This window comes from Streptococcus cristatus (assembly GCF_003943505.1).
Lineage (GTDB): Bacteria > Bacillota > Bacilli > Lactobacillales > Streptococcaceae > Streptococcus > Streptococcus cristatus_E.
Genome location: NZ_RJPS01000013.1, coordinates 14,937 through 32,658, shown reverse-complemented (window position 1 = coordinate 32,658; position 17,722 = coordinate 14,937). Strand labels below are relative to the sequence as shown.

The window sequence follows — 17,722 nt, the reverse complement described above, 5'->3', positions numbered from 1 at the left end:
TCATTTCTTGGTAAAATGGGTATAAGAAAACGACCTTTTGAATGGTTGTTTCTTATACTAGACTTCCCTACGCTCTCCTCGACCAAAATTTGAGCGTGGGGATTTTTTGTTTTATTCGAAAAATCTTTCAACGTTATTTGCTTGCGCTTGAGTTAACTTTGTTGAAATTGTTTTTATCTCGCTAGTAGTAATGTTTTTAAGAGAGACAGAAGCTGCACCCGGTTTTTCTTCTTGGGTAGTAACCGAGGTGGAATTGATAGTACCTTTTTTCTTACCAGAAGCCCCAACCATTCCGCCAACGATCGTTCCAATCCCTGGCGCTAAAGCAGTACCTAAAGCAGCGCCAGCAAGTGTGCTAGTTTTCTTGCCTTTTTGCTTGGTTTTTCCTGTAGTCGTTGTGCGCTCGATAATTGTAGAGCCAGAAAAACTAAAATTTTCAAATTCGTAAAGCACAGGTTCTTCTGAATACATACCAATGTAGTATCGGCCATCAACTGTTTTTCGAACAGTAGTAGGACTAGAAAATTGATTACTTGCCGGTAAAGTTATTTTTGTTTCTAATGCTGCCTTTTTCCTCATATCGTTAGCTTTACTTATACTTTCTGCGGTCTTATCGACTGCAGTTTTTGCTATATCTTTTAATTTTTTAAAGTCCATATTTCATCCTATCAATTCATAATATTCGTCGATGACCATCAACTCGTCTGTCACCGTCTTTAATTTGTGCTTTTGCATAAAATGTAAGTAATTAAAAGATTTGTGATCATCCGATGCCGCAAGCTCTTCTTCAAGCAGTTTGTGGATCATGTGCCTGTTTGCTTCGTTTTCACATCTAGTATGATTGTTTTGGTAAAGTTCGGCAGAATGATCCAGATGGCCTAATTCGTGGTAAATAACCCGTTTTTTGGCGTTCTCAGACAACTCACGATTTATAAAGATAATATTGATGTCTTTGATATAGATACCTGGTCTATGCCATAGCTCATTATCAAAGTAAGCGAGAGTAACGCCGTGCGAATCAACTAATTCTTCAATAGTCATAGACTATCATCCTTTTTGTATTATTTTGTTGTTAAAATCGTAACGATGATTGCTAGTATGCCAAGCAATGTGCTAACCAATAATCCGATAAACCAATACATAAACTCTTTTCTGTTTCTAGCTTGATCTTCCAACCTTTTATTTTCTTGTGTTAGTAACATGGTTTCTACACGTTTTTCAAAATTGTCAAACTTTAAGTCAATTTTTTCAAAACCGCTCCGCATTTCTTGTTTCAACTGGTCGAATTTTAAATCAATTTTCTCGAAGCCGTGTCGAGTATCAGAATTGATTTTATCAAGCTTTAAGTCAATTTCAGATTTACTATAAGTATCTTGTGGCATAATATTTTCCTCCGATGATATTCCTGATTCTATTATACCATTATCCTGTCTGGGTACAGTTGGTAAAAAAGCTGTTTTGCCCTTAAGCGGAGTAATGTTGGATTGGGAGGCTTTGAAATTATCTTGTGCGTCTGACATTGTTTACCCCCACTTTCCAAAATAATGATAACTATAAGCCGTATCAACTTCCTCCCCATTCTCATCCATCAAAACAAAGAAAAAGTAAAAATCACTCGGTTTCTGTATCGTAAAATTAAAATTGAAATTTCCGGTAGCTTTACCATAGCCATCTTTTATCAACACAAAATCTAGTGCCGCAATATTTATTCTAGTGGCATGTACAGGATAAGATGTACCATCGGGAAAGTGGGCAGTTAGAGATAAGATATAGTCTGTTTCAGGTCTTATATTAAAGAAATCTAAATATGCAACTAAAGATGCTGAGCCAGGGAACATATCGAAGTTCGTGATAGTTCCAAGGAATTGAGCAGTTTCAGGATTGACGATCCTGATTGCCGTCATTTTTTCTTTAAACGGGTTCTTTTTCATAGGAATGCTTGTCATACTATCTACCTCTCAAGTAAATTTCAATGATATTTTGGATGGCGTCTATATCCTCTTCTGTGAGTGGCTTACCATCGAATGTCTTGGCATTCTCTGCCATCTTTCGCAAGTCGTCAGATGTGTAGCCCGCGATGGTGTCGTCATTTGCTATCGCTGGGTTGTCTGTCCGACCGAGCAAGTAATCGGTTGAAACATGAAAGTAGTCAGCGATTTCAGAAATACGCTCAGCATTTGGTTTTTTTGTCTTCATGCTATAGATTGTATTTCTGCTATATCCGAGAGCTTCCTCCAACTTACTCAGTGAAATACCGCGTTTTTGGCAAAGTTCTTTAATTCTGTCGAATGTCGGAAACATTGATTTTTCAACCTTTCTGGGAACACGACAAAAAATATTTAAACTTTTGTGTGTAAAGTTGTTGACAAAACACAATCAATAGTTTACAATAGTTTTTGTAAGTTAATAAGTTAGTAAAAAACAAAGTTAAAACTTATCTAAAAATAAATAGCTTTGGCGAGCAAGAAAATTGATAGATATAATGTTTTATCAAGGTTTTTAATTATGCTTATATTTTAAACAATAGATTGTAAAATGTCAAGCGTTTTTATAAAATGTTTTACTAACTTTTTAACTTGATATTAGTTAGAAAGGAGAAGGAGCATGAGTCAACAGCACCAAAAATGGCTTGAACTGGTTCAGAAGCGACTAGATGAAAAAGGTTGGTCACGCAGTGATTTGGCTACTGTTGTCGGTGTCAGCCCAGCGATGATTACACAGCTTTTCAAAACTGGCCACGGTAGCGATCAGTTAAAGCTTGAAATCAAGAAGAAGTTGAATATCAGCGAGAGCTGGGTCAAATTTGAGGAAAGGTAGGATAAGTCATGGCTCTTGAATTATTCGGAGACAGTTTCAAGGCCGAGCTCTTTGAGGAACTGGTCGAGCTAAACAAGCAAGCTCTAGCAGAAGCGAAAAGACAGGTATCTCAAAAGACTACTTGGGTTACCATTACTGAGCTGAAAGCCAAAACCGGCTGGGGCCGCTCGACTCTTGAAGCGTGGCGAGACCAAGGAAAGTTCCGTAGCATGCAAAAGGCGAAAGGTGGAAAGTACCTCTACGACCTCGAAGATGCCCTGCGATTTTGCCGGTCGCTTGCAAAATAAAAAAAGCTACCGACAAAAAAGTCGGCAGCAAACCAAAATATTTACTTAATTATAACAGAGGGAGTGATTAGATGCAAAATATTGAACAAAGACGCCTAATTTTAGATTGGGAACGCGACAATTGGCGGCTAGGAAACGTCTACAAGAACAATCTAGCCAAAAAGCCCGTAGAAGTCGTCAGAAACGAGTTGGAGAACCTTAGAAAGTCAACAGAAGGCGTGTCTTTCGAGGTTGTGCCAAAAGGCGGCAAGCTGATTGGCGGAGATAAGATTGTGACGTTTAAGAAAGGGTGAAAAAAATGAGTAAAAAGTATGAATTAGTAGTCGATGATACCATCACATTCTGGGGCTGGAAGCTATTTAGAATTAGAGCCTTAATTAGCTTCGGAAGTGTGGAAGCAGGAGAGCTAGGCGGGTATATCAGCAAAGAAGATAATTTGAGTCACTCTGGTGACGCTTGGGTCTCTGGTAACGCTTGGGTCTCTGGTAACGCTCGGGTCTCTGGTGACGCTTGGGTCTCTGGTAACGCTCGGGTCTCTGGTGACGCTTGGGTCTCTGGTGACGCTCGGGTCTCTGGTAACGCTTGGGTCTCTGGTGACGCTCGGGTCTCTGGTGACGCTTGGGTCTCTGGTGACGCTTGGGTCTCTGGTGACGCTGAGATAAAAAATATAAAAGATTACATTGTATTTAAAAATCATTGGTCAAGTGGTCGCTATTTTACTTATACGAAATCTAATAAAATGTGGAAAGTAGGCTGTTTTTATGGGACGGGTCAGGAGCTGATTGACAAAGCTTACCAAGATAGTGACAAATCGGGCGATTTTTACAAAGCATATGTCGAATTTGTAGAAAAATTGGAGGCGTTAGATGAGTCTTAAAGATCTTAAAAGATTAGTTTTGTTGCAAGTAGTCGCAATCGTACTACTGGTCATCGCTGGCGTGCAGACTATCGATAAGCAAAATCAGCAAATCCGTGAGCTGCAGGAGCAGATCAAGGACAATCGCGACAGTATTCGCGTACAGTCTGATACTAACAAGCGGCAGGACGTGATGATCAATAAATTTAATAATATGTACTACGAGTTCCAACATTGGAAAGCGACAGGAGAAGCAGATTTTCCGGGAGGATGAGAAAATGAATGAGGTTTTAGGAGCGGTTTGCTTTGTTTCCAGCTTGCTGCTGGGAGCTTTATGGACAAGTCACGTTGACTTGAAAAAAAGACGGCTAGAAGCTGAAAAACAAGCAGAGATAGACTTGTATGCAAGGTACGTTATCTGGGCGCAAAATGAATATATGATCGAGCAAAATCAGAGAATGGCCGAAGTACGCAAGCATGATACTCAGTCTTTCACAGTGAAGGGGGTGGGATGATATGACACAGGCGGAACGCATCAGGGAATATTATAAAGAGTATCCCGCTGCCAGCTATGATGAAGTGGCAGAAGCTGTCAAAACAACAAATGTAAATGTCAGGGCGACTGTATCCAAAGATGTCAAAGCAGGCAGATGTGTCCGTCTGGAAGACAAAACGTTGGACTATTCGACTTATTTTGGAGCATCAGAGGCACTTGCTGATTTGGTGGATTGGAAGAACGATACCAGACGAGAGTGGGTAGAGATGCTGACAAGAGCAGCTGAAAAGGAAACAGACAGCAACACAATGAGGTTGCTGATTAAAGAAGCTAATAAACTGATGAAAGAGGTAACGAAGTAGTGGTTAGAAATAAATTATCAGATTTAACCAACACGCTCTTTGCTCAACTGGAGACTCTGGATGACAGAGATCTCACTACAGAAGAGCTAAAAGTAGAGCTCCAGCGTTCAAAGCAGATGGTTGCAATTTCTGGCCAAATCTTGCAGGCTGGGCAACTGGCCTTGGACGCTGAGAGATTTAAAGATAAGGTAGGTGATGTCAATGCCCCGATCGCTTTGCTGGAAGAATGAATACACTGATTATATGCAGGAAATTTGTCCAGGACGGCTGACTCCAGAAGTAACAAAACTGCTAAATGAAAAATTTGGCACCAACTACACAGCTTCGCAAATTGGCGGAGTGCGTAAACGCCTCGGTCTGCTGGTAGGGAAAGTATTCAAAAAAAGGATCCTGACAAGCGAACAGCATGACTATTTTTTAAAAAACTACGTCGGAAAAACTTCTCAAACGTTCGCAACCGAAATGAATGAAAAATTCGGTTTGTCATTAACCGCTCAGCAAGTCAAGAATTATCGAAGAAACAATCGTTTAAATAGTGGCTTATCTGGTCAGTTTGAAAAAGGACATACGCCAACGAATAAAGGGAAGAAACTTCCAAATATGCCAAAAAATAGCGGCCAGTTTAAGAAAGGGAATAAACCCCCAAACTATGTTCCGGTGGGGACCATTGCTCAAACAACAGATGGCTATCCGAAAATCAAAGTAGCTGATCCAAATGTTTGGGAACTGCTCCACAGAAAGACCTGGATTGAACATAATGGGCCAATTCCCAAGGGACATTCGATCATATTCTTAGATGGAGATCGGTCAAACTATGATATTGCAAATCTAGCTTGTCTATCAAGAAACGAAATAGCTAGAATGAATCAAAATCATCTATTTACGTCCGACGCTGATTTGACTAAATCTGGTATCGGACTTACAAAACTTACAAACAAAATCAGAGAGGTAGAAAAGAATGGCTAGTTTATATGAGCTGACAGGAATTTTCAAACAGATCGACGAAATGGAAGGCTTGGATGAAGAAACCAAGCTGGACACCCTGGATTCCATTGATTGGACAGATCAGTTTGAAGAGAAAGTCGAAAATACAGTCAAAGTTATCAAAAATAAAGAAGCGGATGTGGACCAACTCAAAGAAGAAATTGACCGCTTAACTAAACGGAAAAAATCTATTGAGAATGACATCACACGGCTTAAAACAGGCTTACAGGAAGCCTTTGAAACCACTGGGCATGAAAAGGTCAAGGGTTTGCTCTTTACGGTCACCTTAGCTAAAAATCAACCATCCGTGGTTGTTGATGAAAATCTACTGCCTAAGAAATATTTTGTAATTACAAAAAAACCTGACAAAAATGCTATCAAGGAATTGCTGAATGCAGGTAAGAAAGTCAAGGGTGCTACCTTGCAAGAAAGTAGAAGTTTGAGGATTCGCTGATGGGATTGATTAACAAAACTAAAATTACAGAAAATATTTCTGTCGTGATTGGTCATCGGGAAATCATTGTTAATGTGACCGAAAATTTCCCATTTGATATCAAGATTGGATTTCAGGAAGTGGATGAGGTTCAGTTAGATATGGGACTTGGAAAAAAGGTGTTTAAGCCAGAGTACAAGATGATCATTCAAGTGGTCGATTGTGAGAAACCTGAATTTACGAATGAGGAAGAATTGAAGGAAAAGGACAGGCAGCATAAAGAATTGAAAACACTGTTTGCTTTTGCGAAAGCCAATAAGCAGAATTGGTTTGAGACGGCTCTGTTTGATGGTGTACTTTCTGAAAAGGTGAAGGTATGAGAATTTTAGCAATTGATCCGTCAAGCAATCGAATTGAAACTAGCACAACAGGAATTGTCCTGCTAGACAATGCTAGTTTGGTCGATAGCTGGGTACTTCCGTTTGGCGATCAAAACTTCAAAAACTGGTTCAAGTCGACTGGTCGGAGTCTTGAATTTGACATAGTGGTCGTTGAAAAATTTGAGGTTAGGGACAATGATTATTCCAGGGACAACTCGGTTGTAGAAACTATTGCAGCCATTGAACTATGCTATCCGGACTTGGTCCTGCAGCGTAATGCAGGTTATCAGACAGATATACCTAACGACTTACTAAAAGCCTTAGGGCTGTGGACCTTTGACAAGAGCCATCACAACGATGTGAGGGCAGCTGCAAGGCTTGGGCTATTTTATGCCCAACGGAATGACATCGAGGAGGTGATTGTGGACATTGGCAATCGAATTACGCAAATGGCAAGCTGAAGCGGTCAAACGTAGCGACCGTGACTGCCCTGGTATTTTCCTTGAGGCATACGGCGGCCGTGGTAAAACTATCTGCGCTTTTGAAATCGCAAAGCACAAGGGAGCCAAAAAAGTCCTAGTTATCAATAATCGACTAGCTATCCTGAACGGATGGAACAGCACTTATCAAAAATTAGGCTACAACACTGATTTTGAATTAGAGACTATGACAGACCGCAGATTGCAGAACAAACTTGCAAGCGGAGAGTCTATTGAGTGCGATGTGTTCATTATTGACGAGTGGCAGAATATGTCTAGTGATGCCAATGTGAAAGCTTATCGCAAGGTCAAACGCAGCTATACTGTAGGCCTGTCAGCAACGCCCATCAGGAAGAAGGGGCAAAACTTCTATCCGCTTGAAAAGACATTTTTTGGAACGGCCGAACCAAACCAAAAGGAAAACTGGCAACTAGCCCATGGGAAGATGAAATATTCCAAATTTAGCTATTCTAAGCAAGAATGGGATGACTTCCGAGACTATGAAAGCTACGTGGCCAATCTGCCAAACTTTTTCCGCTGGGAAGAAGTTGAAGCTATTGAAGAGGCTGAGGAAAACAACGGATTTGAGGTTATCTTTGAGCCAGTCTGGTGCCTAATTGCTAATCCGAAAGAATTGGAACAATTTAGGAAGTTGAATATTGTTGGGAAAGATGGCAAGTACGCCATGGCCAAACAGACATTTGGCCGAAAGACTTTTGAACGGTATTTGATCCAGACAGGCTTTGAAATTGACTTCCCGAAACTCAAGGCTGTCAACGCAGACACTCCTATGCTGCTCACGTTGGATCTTATGCTGGCAAGTAAGACAGAAATGTTGATAGTTAGCAAATCCAAGCAGATTGTCGAGGTTATATATGAGCGACATCCTGAAATCGGTATCTGGACGGGTGACAAGAAAGAAGGACATGATAAGACCAATATGGTCGCTACTAGCCAGGTATTAGGTGTTGGAGTTGATGGCCTTCAACACAAATTTAAAACTATTGTGGTTCTGGATCCTGTCAGTCCGTCTGATGGAGATTATGATGACTACCGGCAATTGCTTTGGCGAATCACTGGTAGCCGTCAACAACACGATGTTAGAGTCGTAGAATTTTATTTTTAAGGAGAAACAAAAAATGAACAAAAAAACTGAAATGATTGTATTCCGCAGCCGTGTAAAAGATGCCTATCTTAAGTCATATAAGGGCAGAGGTACTTTGGCATTTGAAGCTGACTATTGCTGCCTGGAACATTGTTTAAAGGTCCCTCGTAAGAAATACGAAGAAAACAAAAAGACTTACAAGGCCCTTGCTGCAGCTTTTGACTGTGAAATTGTCGCGGTTGAAGCAGAATATAAATTGACCTATCCAAATGGCAGCGATATCCGGGAGATAAAAACCGAGGAACAACCTGGATTAGCTCTTAAAAAGTTATTGGATTTTTTAGTTGATTAAGGAGTCGCAATGGGAAAAATATTTGGAGTATTGCAAGCGATTCAAAGTGAATTGGTTGCTCCAAAGGGACAGTATAACTCCTTTGGAAAATATAATTACCGGAGCGCAGAGGACATTCTAGAGGCTCTAAAGCCGATTTTAAAAAAGCATAATGCAGCAATTACCTTGAGCGACGAGATTGTTTACATCAAGGGGCGGCATTATGTTGAGGCATCTGTTACACTTTTTGCTGAAGGTGAGGCTATTGGAGCCAAAGCATCAGCGCGTGAAGAGGAAACCAAAAAAGGGATGGACGGCAGTCAGATCACAGGGACAGCTTCGAGTTATGCTAGAAAATATGCTTTGAACGGACTATTTGCTATCGATGACAACAAGGATCCTGATACTGATGAATATGCAAGCCAAACTGGAAAGCAAGCACCAGCTCAAAAACCAGCTCAAAGCAAACCTGCATCAAATCAGAAACAGAATCAGAGAGCATCTGGTAATGTTAAGTACATCACAGGAGCCCAGGCAAAGAAGCTGCGTGAAGACATCAAAAACATTGCGGAGGCTTCAGGCGGTCCAGTTAATACGGTTGGAGTATGGTTCATCGACCAGCTTGGCGTAGAAAAAATTGAGCTTATACCAGCTGACAGATTGGAAGAAGCTCAAGAGCTAATCGAAAAAACAAAAAAAGCGAAAGGAATTGAATAATGGGATATACGGAACTGGGGCGCAAACGCCCGATAGAAATACAGAGCGTTTATTATGATAAGATCCTGGTTTATCAGCATCAAGGTGAGATTTGGGGTGTATGTTATAAGCACGGAGAAATTGATTGTGTTTACAACTACACTAAGAACGATTTCTTTTGTCTTGAAATTTCAGATATGTCCTTAAAAGAAATTGTTACTAAAATTATCCAGCCATTGAAAAGAAGCTACCCAGGAGCATACAGTATTGATGAGGAGACGTTCGGTAGAATTTTGGGGGAAATAAAAAAATGATCAATAATGTTGTACTTGTCGGGCGTATGACCCGTGATGCTGAACTTCGCTATACACCGCAAAACCAAGCGGTCGCAACCTTTACTCTGGCTGTGAATCGCAACTTTAAAAATCAAAAAGGTGAGCGTGAAGCGGACTTTATTAATGTTGTTATCTGGAACCAACAGGCTGAAAATCTTGCTAATTGGGCTAAAAAAGGCGTTCTAATCGGAATTACTGGTCGCATTCAGACTCGTAATTACGACAATCAGCAAGGCCAGCGAGTCTATGTCACAGAAGTTGTTGCAGACAACTTCCAGCTTCTGGAAAGTCGTACCCAACAAAACTCAGGGCAACCATTTGGGAATAGCAAACCAATGGATATCCAAGACGATGATTTGCCATTCTAGGGAGGTACTGAAATGGGAATGAAAGAATATGCTCTCAAATATCAAAAAGCTGGCTTTTCCGTAATTCCCATCGTGCCTAACGGAAAGCAACCAGCAATTAAATTTGCAGATACCCCGCCGATGACTGCTCAGGAAATTGAAAAATATTGGACTCAACACCCTGAAAGCAACATTGCTGTTCGGACTGATAAATTTTTCGTTATCGATGTGGACTTACATGGTAAAGCTAATGGCTATGAGAGCCTGGCAAATTGGGATCATCTCAACTTGATAACTCCAACACTACAGGCCCGAACTGCTAGCGGCGGAAAACATATTTTTTATTTCAAACATCCTGATGTGTCCATGACTCAGATGATTGGGTTTCTGCCAGGTGTGGATGTCAAAGCTCATCCGAATAACTATGTATTAGTGGCTCCGTCTAAAACCCCAAAAGGTGTCTATACTTGGGATGAAGAAAAATCTAAGGAAGGTGGCACCATAGTTACAGCCAGTCGAAAGCTGGTTCTGGCCATAAAAAAGGAATACAACAAAAAGAACCCAGGTAGCGACCTGGATAATATCTACTATCAAATGAGCAAAGGAGCTGGAAAACGTAATCGAACCACAGAACTCTTTGAAATGATTGCCCTTGGATTTGGGGATGAAGGCAGTAGAAATGATACGCTTGCGAAGTTTGTCGGTGGGCTCTTGAGCCGGTCGGTAGAGTCAAGCTGCATCTTAACACTTGCAGAAACGGCTAACAACAATTCAATGGAGTCTCTTGGTCAAAAGGAACTGAGGCGAACTGTTGAATCTATGATCAGGAAACACATGAGGGGGGGTGACCATAATAGGTGATGTCGTGAATATTTCAATCAAGCAGTTTTCACGTCGAAAAAAGAAAATTTTGAATGACGAAGGTGAACAGATTGAAATCGAATCTATTGTGGCAGACAGCCCCAGAAATGTACTACTTGCTATGAAAAGCGACAGTAAGCTCAATGATTTTCTTCGACACAACGAGTTTACTGGAGAGCACGAAATTGTAGAGGATGTAAAACTGGATGCTATCCAGTTGAGAAAGGGGCAGCTACCGTCTTCCTTCGAATCCTATTTGAGTGTTTACTTGGAAAATCACTTCAAAACAGTCTTTAAAGCCGGAGCATTAAGAGATGGCATTGAAGCATTTTTTGCAGAAAAAACCTACAATCCGGTTAAGGAATATATGGAAAATGCATATGAGTCATGGGATCATAAAGAGCGACTTGCCCAGGTATTTCAAACTTGGTTGGGTGCAGAGGATAGCATCTTCGTCCAGAAAATAGCTGTTATGTTCTTTGTTGGTGCGGTTTCTAAGGTTTTTAATCCCTGGGTCAAATTTGACTACACGCTCGACTTGGTCGGTGGCCAAGGGGCGGGGAAGACCACTTTCTTGCAAAAGATAGCTGTTGACTGGTACACGGATTCGGCTAAAGATTTTATGGATAAAGATAACTATGAAATTATGCTGAAATCGTTAATTGTTAATGATGACGAGATGGTCGCTTCCAGAAAAACTACTTTTGATGAGCTAAAAGCCTTCGTGACCAAGACCGAATTGTCCTTCCGCCGTTCCTACGGTCGTAGGGCCGAGAAATTCCCTAAGAACTTTGTGATCGCAAGAACCAGTAATAAAATTGAGTATCTGGGCGATAAGACTGGCGAGCGGCGCTTTCTGCCTGTGCTGGTGGATGCAGGCCAGCAATTTGTCAAACCTTTTGATATGACTGATCATGACGTGCTTCAACTTTGGGGCGAAGCAGTGGCTATTTACAAAAAAGGATTTACGCTTACCTTTAATGATGATTTCGAGGCTGAGCTTGCAGTCTACAAGGAACGTTTCACTTATAAAGATGAAGCCGAATCGCAAGTATACGACTATCTTGAAATGCTGGTTCCAGAAGAATGGGAAGATTTCTCAGTCACTCAGCAGCATCAATATACCTGGTCTTACTTCAATGATGGTAGCTATCGCAATGAGGCTGGTTTGCTTTATGAAGGTGTAAAACTTCAATCGAGCGTATCTGCTAAACAGATTTTAAAGAATGTTTTTGACATCGATAGTGCTAGAGGCGAAAAGATTGCTAGGAAAATCAAGTTGATTATGGATAATAATCAGGACTGGGAATATAAGGTTAAAAAGGTTAGAGGCAAAACGATGCGTGCATATTTTAGAAAAAATATACAAACGGAAGTGATGTAACCTCAGTGAAAATGATGTAACCTTTTAGGCCAAAAATGGTCAAAAATCACGTTTCGGTTACATCAGGTTACATCAATGATGTAACCGCAAGAAAAACCAGTTATATCAACGGTTTGAGCGCTATTTTTGATAAAATTTTTAAAAAAGTGATGTAACCGACCTAAAGCCTTGATACTATTGAGTTTTTGAGGTGTCTATTAGTATGGTTACATCATTTATATAAAATATTTAATAAGTAAAAATAGCAAGTGCTATAAACGTTGATATAACAGCATTCTTGTTTTTTATAAAATATGTTTTTCGGAAAGTGATGTAACCTTGTAACCTTGTTTAAAATATACATAAAAATGAATTAATATACAAAAAGGGATAGGAAGATGAAAGTACAGCGATTGATTGAGAAGTATAAAAAACTTGAGGGTGTATGGGATGCTGAAGGAGCAGAGCTAGCGCGCCAAATCTTTTTACAAGATTTAGAACAACTAGACGAACCAGAAAAAGTCGTAGTACCGCAGCTTGTGGCGGATTGGTATGAAGAGAATAAGGATGATTTTGAAGGGAATTTGTTTCGATATGCTCATAATATTCCATCGATTTTTGACGGTGCTAAACTTAATGAGTTTGAAAAGTGGTTTCTAAATGCTAGCACAAAACCATTTCAAATCCTCGTCAATATGCATCAATTTGGCTACGAGGTCGATAAAGAGAAGCGGTATCGAATTTCCATGCCCAAAGCGAGAAATTACAAAAACCACGCTCAATTATTGTGCGCAAAAGATGGCAAAATGTTTTGGTGTGCAGAGTGGCACCGATTCAGAACCAAATTCACCCGAAAAGAACTAGAAGAGGCAGGTTTTGGCTGGGTTTTCTCTTGCGAGGGTGTGGAAGTTGAGGAGGTGTAAAATGACAAATCTTTGGGAGGAAACCTTAGAGGTTTTAAGAGACCATGGCAAAACGTTTGAGGACGTCAGATATATTCAAGGCTCAGACTTTAAAATCACTAAAGAAAATTTTGAGAGACTTGCCAAGCAAGCTAATTATCATAGCGGATACGGTGCCGCTCACGTTCCTACTGACTTAGTCATTGTTGGCAAAGGTTGGTGGTTGGAGCGAGGAGAATATGATGGTTCAGAGTGGTGGGATTTTAAAGAAATACCTAAGCAAATCAATGAAACCAGAAGCATTTCTTGTCTTGTAGGCGGAATGTGGCCAAGGCTTAAAGAATTGAATACCATCGATCCGATGCAAGAAAGGCTTGAAGAAATGAGAAAGGAGCATACAATTGAATAAACGTCAACGCAAAAAGAAAATTTTGAACGGTCTGAGCAAAGAAAAAAGATATCGCAGGACGCATTGTCCTATATGCGATAGCAAGATTGGTCTATTTGATGAATATTTTAATCGTTACGGATTTTGCTGTGTAGCATGCGGCTATGAGTACTATGGGATTGAGAGGTGACCAACATGAAACCTAGAAGACACCCTTACTCAGGAAGACCTAAGCTGATTAGACAGGCGTTGCCAAGGTTCGTTCTGTTAGGCAATATCGCATTCAATAGCGATTTGGTGAAATACATTGAAACAATGAGGCAAGAGGCACCAAATCAAACAATCATTTATTTTAAGATCCCTAAATTCCTTTCGCATGAGGAGAAGCATGTGCGGGTGCCTTTAGAAATCTCTGAGGTGGTCAAGATTTTAAACCGATGAAAAGCAAAAAAGCCAAGGCGCTCTCTGCCTCAGCTAAATTTCCAATAAGATTATTATATCATAAAGGAGACAGAGAGTGAGCAAGGCAAAAGCTATTTTAAAGGATTTGAGAAACCTTGACCTGTATATTGCAAGTTTGATTAGACGAAGAGACAAGGTCGAAGCCTCGCTCTTATCTAGCCAGAAATTTTCTCCGGACAAAGTTTCAGGGGGCGTTAAACGTAAGCAAGATGATATCTATGTTGAGCTACTAACGGCCAAGGAAGAAATAGAGCAGAAGACCGCTGAGGCTATTAGAAAACAGAGGGAACTGCAGGGGCTAATTGACTCTCTGGATAACACGGATAGTCAGGCTATTCTGAGCTTGGTTTACATCGATAAGATGACGAGATGGCAAGTGATGGATGAATTGAATTGCAGTGATAGGACCTACTATCGTTTGCTTAGACAGGCTAAACGCGATTTAGACCGCTCCTGTCAGTAAATGGCAGTCTTTGGCAGTTTTTGGCAGTGATTGTCAGTGCGTGGCAGTTTCAACGTGCTATTATAGTAGTATCAAAAAAGGGCAGAAAATTACTGCTCTTTTTATTTATTGGTCTAAAAAAGATTGGTGAGAAGGTATGCGACCGCAAAAGCTAACAATACAAAACGGAAGAAGAGCATTAAGCGATTATGGTTCTCGTTCGGATGAATACAGAGAATACAATCGTTTGAGATGGAAGTATGATCGAGAAGTCAAAGCGTTTTACAATTCGAAAGTTTGGAAAGAGACTAGTCGAATTGTTCTGCTTGAGAATGATTATATCTGTGAGTACTGTGGAGCAGAAGCGACGATGACAGATCATGTGATTCCGATAAAGAAAGATTGGAACAGAAGGTTAGACAGAAGTAACTTGAAAGCAAGTTGCAAGAGATGCAACGATGCAAGAGCGATTAGAGACCGAAAGGGTCTGCTCTGACCTGTCAATCAGTTGTCAAGCCTCAAAAACGATGGACGAACAAACATAATCATTAAACCTTTAATGTTCGGAAATTACCCCCTATTTTTTTGAACGGGGCTATATTGTTTCGGTTTTAAAGGACGCGGCCTTTTCTGAACGAAAAATTCCCTTTTTGAAACTTAAAAAATAGCCATTTTAGTAAAGGAGGTGTCAATTTTGGGAAGAAAAATGAAGATTGTTGAAAACAATAAGAAACATTTAACTAAAGAAGAAAAAATAGCTCGTAAAAGCATACAGGACAAGGCTTCTGATGGCTTGGACACACTGCAAATTACACCGCCAAAACATTTTGATCCTATCGCAAAAGCGGAATATAAACGAGTGATCAATGATTTGCGAAAGCTACCCCTAAGAAATCTGGATCGAGCTGTTTTAGAAACATATTGCACCTGGTATGCGGTTTATAAAGAATTGTCCCGTGGCTTGCAACAAAAAGGCTATGTTTATGTAAATGAAAAAGGGACGGTTCTGCCAAATAAAATGCTTTATAGCTTAGAACGTGCGACCACCAACTTAACACGCGCAGCGGCCCAGCTTGGTCTGACGGTAGACAGTCGGATGAAATTGTATGTGCCACAAGTTGAAGAAAAGAAAACAAGTATTTTTGATAAGTTTGGAGGTTAGACGATGAGGTATAGACCACACTATTTGAAGAAGAGGAAAAAACATCGTGAGTTAAATGAATTTTCAACCGAGGGTGGACGAATTGCATTGAACGGAAAGTTATTAGACGGAGTAACGAGTTACAGTATTGTTTGGATTTCTGGAGAACTTACTGAATTGACAATAAAAATGGTTGGTAAAATGAAATGATTTTTATATTAGAGGGAAATTCCCTCTTTTTATTTTAGGCCGTTGGTGTAGAGGAAACATAACAAGCTCCAACCTTGTAGTCGTGGGTTCGATTCCTACACGGTCTGTGTTTTTGTCAGAAAGGAGGGATTGTAATAAAATATGACTATAAGCCGATTGCAAGTAAATATCGTGATGTAGCTTTTGATTATGCAAAAAGCGTGGTTGATGGCAAACGGATTGTTAGTCAGAAAGTTTTTAAAGCATGTTTACGTCACTTAAATGACTTGAAAAAGATTTCTCGAAAATCTTTCTCTTATGACTATATTCCAAAAAAGGCTCAGGATCCAATTGATTTTATCGAAATCCTCCCAGATGTCAAAACTGGCAAACCTTATCCGTTAGCTGAATTTCAAAAATTCATTCTGGCTAGTTTGTATGGCTGGCGCAGGAAGTCGGACGATTCTATCAGGCGCTTCAGGAAAGCGATGATTTCTCTGGCCCGTAAGAATGGTAAGACGATTCTTGTGGCTGGTATCTTACTTTATGAGTTTTTATTTGGTCGCAATCCAGCGATGTCTAGGCAGCTTTTTTGTACTGCAAATGATAAAACTCAGGCTAAAATCGCTTTTGAGATGGCTCGGAAGCAACTGGACGCATTAAGGGCTCAAGATGAGGATGTCAGAAAGGCTACAAAGCGGGTCAGAGAAGAGTTGAGGAACTTGGTGGACGAATCCTATATCCGTCCGTTAAGTCGCGATACAGGGGCTGTGGATGGTTTTGAACCATATGTTGGTGTACTGGACGAGTTCGCAGCATCTAAAACGAATGAAATGATTGAACTTTTGGAATCCGGTCAAGGTCAGTTGGACAATCCACTAATTCTGATTATTTCCACGGCAGGGCTTGATCTTAATGTTCCGATGCACACGATTGAATATCCATATATCGAGAAAATCTTGAATGAGGAGGTAGAAGATGATGGATACTTTGCTTTTATCGCAGAACAAGATAGCGAGGAGGAGATTGTAGATGAAGCTAACTGGATAAAATCAAATCCGATTCTTGAGGTGCCTGCACTCTATGATAAAATCATGGATTATCTTCGGAAGCGCAGGAAGGTATCTCTTGAGACGGGGACAGTTAACGAGGTCTTGGTCAAAAACTTTAACATGTGGCGGCAATCATCAGAAACATCCTACATGGACAAGCAGAGTTGGGCACAGGCCAAACTTGACGAAAAACCAGATACTAGAAAACGCAGAGTCTGGATTGGTGTTGATGTCGGGAAAGTCAGTGACTTGTTTGCCATCTCACCCATGGTCCAGATGGACGATTACTGGTATGTAGATAGTTTCTCTTTTATTGCCACAAAATACGGTCTTGTGGCCAAGGAGAAGCGCGACGGTGTGAGCTATACAAATCTGGAGCGCATGGGTGAATGCGAAATTACCACTCTTGAATCTGGCGTTATCGATGATGAACGTGTGCTCGAGAAAATCGAGGAGATGGTCTATCTGAACGAATGGGAGCTGCAGGCTATCTGTTTTGACCCTTATCAGTTTAGCTCGTTGATTGCCATGATTGAAAAGCGACATCCTGAATGGCCATTGATCGAGGTGAGGCAAAATACAATGGTCTTGAATATGCCGACCAGGCAGTTTAGGGACGATGTGTTGAAAGGTCTTATCAAGCATTCGGGGAATCAATTGCTTACAATGGCCGTTAACAATGCTCGCGTGAAAGTCGATAATAACGGTATGCGGATTGACAAGGATAAACAGAGCAATAAAATTGATCCACTAGATGCTCTTTTAGATGCTTTTGCGGTCTGTTATCTGGAACCATTCGATGGCTCAGGGTATTGGACGAATGAAAAAATTATGGAGGCAGGTTCGCTATTTTGAGATTACTAAGTCAAATACATACAATCCTATTGCTAGCTGGCTTAGGATTTTTAATTTACGGTCTTTTTTTGATTGGGCAGATTGTTGGCTATATTGCTACCGGAATTATTTTATGCCTCTTAGGGGTATATATTGATAAAACAAAATAAGGAGAATCGA

30 protein-coding genes and 1 tRNA gene are annotated in these 17,722 nt (G+C 40.5%); 26 read left to right on the top strand and 5 right to left on the bottom strand.

Annotated features, from left to right (window positions below; all coding sequences use genetic code 11):
- Positions 1-111 precede the first annotated feature (111 nt).
- Genes D8792_RS09890 through D8792_RS09870 form a run of 5 tightly spaced genes read right to left on the bottom strand, consistent with a single transcriptional unit; the run spans position 112 to position 2,301 of the window.
- Positions 112-657: a hypothetical protein gene (locus D8792_RS09890; RefSeq protein WP_125373874.1), complete on the bottom strand. Its 546-nt coding sequence runs from the start codon at positions 655-657 to the stop codon at positions 112-114.
- A 3-nt stretch (positions 658-660) separates the two neighbouring features.
- The gene (locus D8792_RS09885) at positions 661-1,041 is read right to left on the bottom strand and encodes an ImmA/IrrE family metallo-endopeptidase (protein ID WP_125373873.1); all 381 of its coding nucleotides are present in this window, start codon (positions 1,039-1,041) and stop codon (positions 661-663) included.
- Positions 1,042-1,061: 20 nt separating this feature from the next.
- Complete coding sequence (locus D8792_RS09880) at positions 1,062-1,520, bottom strand: hypothetical protein (RefSeq protein WP_260470291.1); 459 nt, start codon at positions 1,518-1,520, stop codon at positions 1,062-1,064.
- A gap of 3 nt (positions 1,521-1,523) precedes the next feature.
- Positions 1,524-1,946 (bottom strand): hypothetical protein, encoded by a 423-nt coding sequence (locus tag D8792_RS09875; protein ID WP_125373872.1) that lies wholly within the window; start codon positions 1,944-1,946, stop codon positions 1,524-1,526.
- Position 1,947: 1 nt separating this feature from the next.
- A complete protein-coding gene (locus tag D8792_RS09870; protein ID WP_125373871.1) occupies positions 1,948-2,301 on the bottom strand; it encodes a helix-turn-helix domain-containing protein in 354 nt (117 codons plus the stop codon).
- A 303-nt stretch (positions 2,302-2,604) separates the two neighbouring features.
- Between D8792_RS09870 and D8792_RS09865 the strand changes: the two genes are divergently transcribed.
- The 26 genes from D8792_RS09865 (at position 2,605) to D8792_RS09735 (ending at position 17,563) form a co-directional block, all read left to right on the top strand.
- Complete coding sequence (locus D8792_RS09865) at positions 2,605-2,817, top strand: helix-turn-helix domain-containing protein (protein WP_125373870.1); 213 nt, start codon at positions 2,605-2,607, stop codon at positions 2,815-2,817.
- 8 nt (positions 2,818-2,825) lie between these two features.
- Positions 2,826-3,104: a MerR family transcriptional regulator gene (locus D8792_RS09860; protein ID WP_125373869.1), complete on the top strand. Its 279-nt coding sequence runs from the start codon at positions 2,826-2,828 to the stop codon at positions 3,102-3,104.
- A 71-nt stretch (positions 3,105-3,175) separates the two neighbouring features.
- Complete coding sequence (locus D8792_RS09855; RefSeq protein ID WP_125373868.1) at positions 3,176-3,397, top strand: hypothetical protein; 222 nt, start codon at positions 3,176-3,178, stop codon at positions 3,395-3,397.
- Between the two features lie 5 nt (positions 3,398-3,402).
- Entirely contained in the window at positions 3,403-3,981 is a 579-nt protein-coding gene (locus D8792_RS09850; protein WP_125373867.1) for a polymer-forming cytoskeletal protein, read from the top strand.
- A complete protein-coding gene (locus D8792_RS09845) occupies positions 3,971-4,234 on the top strand; it encodes a hypothetical protein (RefSeq protein WP_125373866.1) in 264 nt (87 codons plus the stop codon). The genes D8792_RS09850 and D8792_RS09845 overlap by 11 nt, the downstream gene beginning before the upstream one ends.
- A gap of 4 nt (positions 4,235-4,238) precedes the next feature.
- Entirely contained in the window at positions 4,239-4,475 is a 237-nt protein-coding gene (locus D8792_RS09840) for a hypothetical protein (RefSeq protein ID WP_125373865.1), read from the top strand.
- A 1-nt stretch (position 4,476) separates the two neighbouring features.
- On the top strand, positions 4,477-4,818 hold the full coding sequence (locus D8792_RS09835; protein WP_125373864.1) for a hypothetical protein: 342 nt from the start codon (positions 4,477-4,479) through the stop codon (positions 4,816-4,818).
- Positions 4,818-5,048, top strand: a complete 231-nt coding sequence (locus D8792_RS09830; RefSeq protein WP_125373863.1) for a hypothetical protein — start codon at positions 4,818-4,820, stop codon at positions 5,046-5,048. Before D8792_RS09835 ends, D8792_RS09830 begins: the two co-directional genes overlap by 1 nt.
- A 13-nt stretch (positions 5,049-5,061) precedes the next feature.
- Positions 5,062-5,784, top strand: coding sequence for an HNH endonuclease signature motif containing protein (locus D8792_RS09825; RefSeq protein ID WP_125373862.1), 723 nt, complete (start codon positions 5,062-5,064; stop codon positions 5,782-5,784).
- Entirely contained in the window at positions 5,777-6,256 is a 480-nt protein-coding gene (locus tag D8792_RS09820) for a siphovirus Gp157 family protein (protein ID WP_125373861.1), read from the top strand. The genes D8792_RS09825 and D8792_RS09820 overlap by 8 nt, the downstream gene beginning before the upstream one ends.
- Positions 6,256-6,615 (top strand): hypothetical protein, encoded by a 360-nt coding sequence (locus D8792_RS09815; protein ID WP_125373860.1) that lies wholly within the window; start codon positions 6,256-6,258, stop codon positions 6,613-6,615. The genes D8792_RS09820 and D8792_RS09815 overlap by 1 nt, the downstream gene beginning before the upstream one ends.
- Positions 6,612-7,076 (top strand): hypothetical protein, encoded by a 465-nt coding sequence (locus D8792_RS09810; RefSeq protein ID WP_125373859.1) that lies wholly within the window; start codon positions 6,612-6,614, stop codon positions 7,074-7,076. Before D8792_RS09815 ends, D8792_RS09810 begins: the two co-directional genes overlap by 4 nt.
- Positions 7,045-8,220, top strand: coding sequence for a DEAD/DEAH box helicase family protein (locus tag D8792_RS09805; protein WP_125373858.1), 1,176 nt, complete (start codon positions 7,045-7,047; stop codon positions 8,218-8,220). The genes D8792_RS09810 and D8792_RS09805 overlap by 32 nt, the downstream gene beginning before the upstream one ends.
- 13 nt (positions 8,221-8,233) lie before the next feature.
- Positions 8,234-8,551 (top strand): hypothetical protein, encoded by a 318-nt coding sequence (locus D8792_RS09800; protein WP_260470290.1) that lies wholly within the window; start codon positions 8,234-8,236, stop codon positions 8,549-8,551.
- Positions 8,552-8,560: 9 nt separating this feature from the next.
- Positions 8,561-9,247, top strand: a complete 687-nt coding sequence (locus D8792_RS09795; protein WP_125373857.1) for an ERF family protein — start codon at positions 8,561-8,563, stop codon at positions 9,245-9,247.
- Positions 9,247-9,540: a hypothetical protein gene (locus D8792_RS09790; protein WP_125373856.1), complete on the top strand. Its 294-nt coding sequence runs from the start codon at positions 9,247-9,249 to the stop codon at positions 9,538-9,540. The genes D8792_RS09795 and D8792_RS09790 overlap by 1 nt, the downstream gene beginning before the upstream one ends.
- A complete protein-coding gene (gene ssb, locus D8792_RS09785) occupies positions 9,537-9,929 on the top strand; it encodes a single-stranded DNA-binding protein (protein ID WP_125373855.1) in 393 nt (130 codons plus the stop codon). The genes D8792_RS09790 and ssb overlap by 4 nt, the downstream gene beginning before the upstream one ends.
- A gap of 12 nt (positions 9,930-9,941) precedes the next feature.
- Positions 9,942-10,769, top strand: a complete 828-nt coding sequence (locus D8792_RS09780) for a bifunctional DNA primase/polymerase (RefSeq protein WP_125373854.1) — start codon at positions 9,942-9,944, stop codon at positions 10,767-10,769.
- Positions 10,770-10,773: 4 nt separating this feature from the next.
- Positions 10,774-12,153 (top strand): VapE domain-containing protein, encoded by a 1,380-nt coding sequence (locus tag D8792_RS09775; protein ID WP_260470289.1) that lies wholly within the window; start codon positions 10,774-10,776, stop codon positions 12,151-12,153.
- Positions 12,154-12,530: 377 nt separating this feature from the next.
- Positions 12,531-13,055 carry a DUF1642 domain-containing protein gene (locus D8792_RS09770; RefSeq protein WP_125373852.1) on the top strand — a complete coding sequence of 175 codons (525 nt, stop codon included), beginning with the start codon at positions 12,531-12,533 and terminating at the stop codon, positions 13,053-13,055.
- Between the two features lies 1 nt (position 13,056).
- Entirely contained in the window at positions 13,057-13,443 is a 387-nt protein-coding gene (locus tag D8792_RS09765; RefSeq protein WP_125373851.1) for a hypothetical protein, read from the top strand.
- A 496-nt stretch (positions 13,444-13,939) separates the two neighbouring features.
- Positions 13,940-14,347: a DUF1492 domain-containing protein gene (locus tag D8792_RS09755; RefSeq protein WP_125373849.1), complete on the top strand. Its 408-nt coding sequence runs from the start codon at positions 13,940-13,942 to the stop codon at positions 14,345-14,347.
- Between the two features lie 136 nt (positions 14,348-14,483).
- Positions 14,484-14,822, top strand: coding sequence for an HNH endonuclease (locus D8792_RS09750; protein WP_125373848.1), 339 nt, complete (start codon positions 14,484-14,486; stop codon positions 14,820-14,822).
- Positions 14,823-15,020: 198 nt separating this feature from the next.
- Positions 15,021-15,488 carry a phage terminase small subunit P27 family gene (locus D8792_RS09745; protein WP_125373847.1) on the top strand — a complete coding sequence of 156 codons (468 nt, stop codon included), beginning with the start codon at positions 15,021-15,023 and terminating at the stop codon, positions 15,486-15,488.
- 225 nt (positions 15,489-15,713) lie between these two features.
- A tRNA-Trp gene (locus D8792_RS09740) sits at positions 15,714-15,784 on the top strand.
- A 21-nt stretch (positions 15,785-15,805) separates the two neighbouring features.
- The gene (locus tag D8792_RS09735; RefSeq protein WP_125373846.1) at positions 15,806-17,563 is read left to right on the top strand and encodes a terminase large subunit; all 1,758 of its coding nucleotides are present in this window, start codon (positions 15,806-15,808) and stop codon (positions 17,561-17,563) included.
- Positions 17,564-17,722 lie beyond the last annotated feature (159 nt).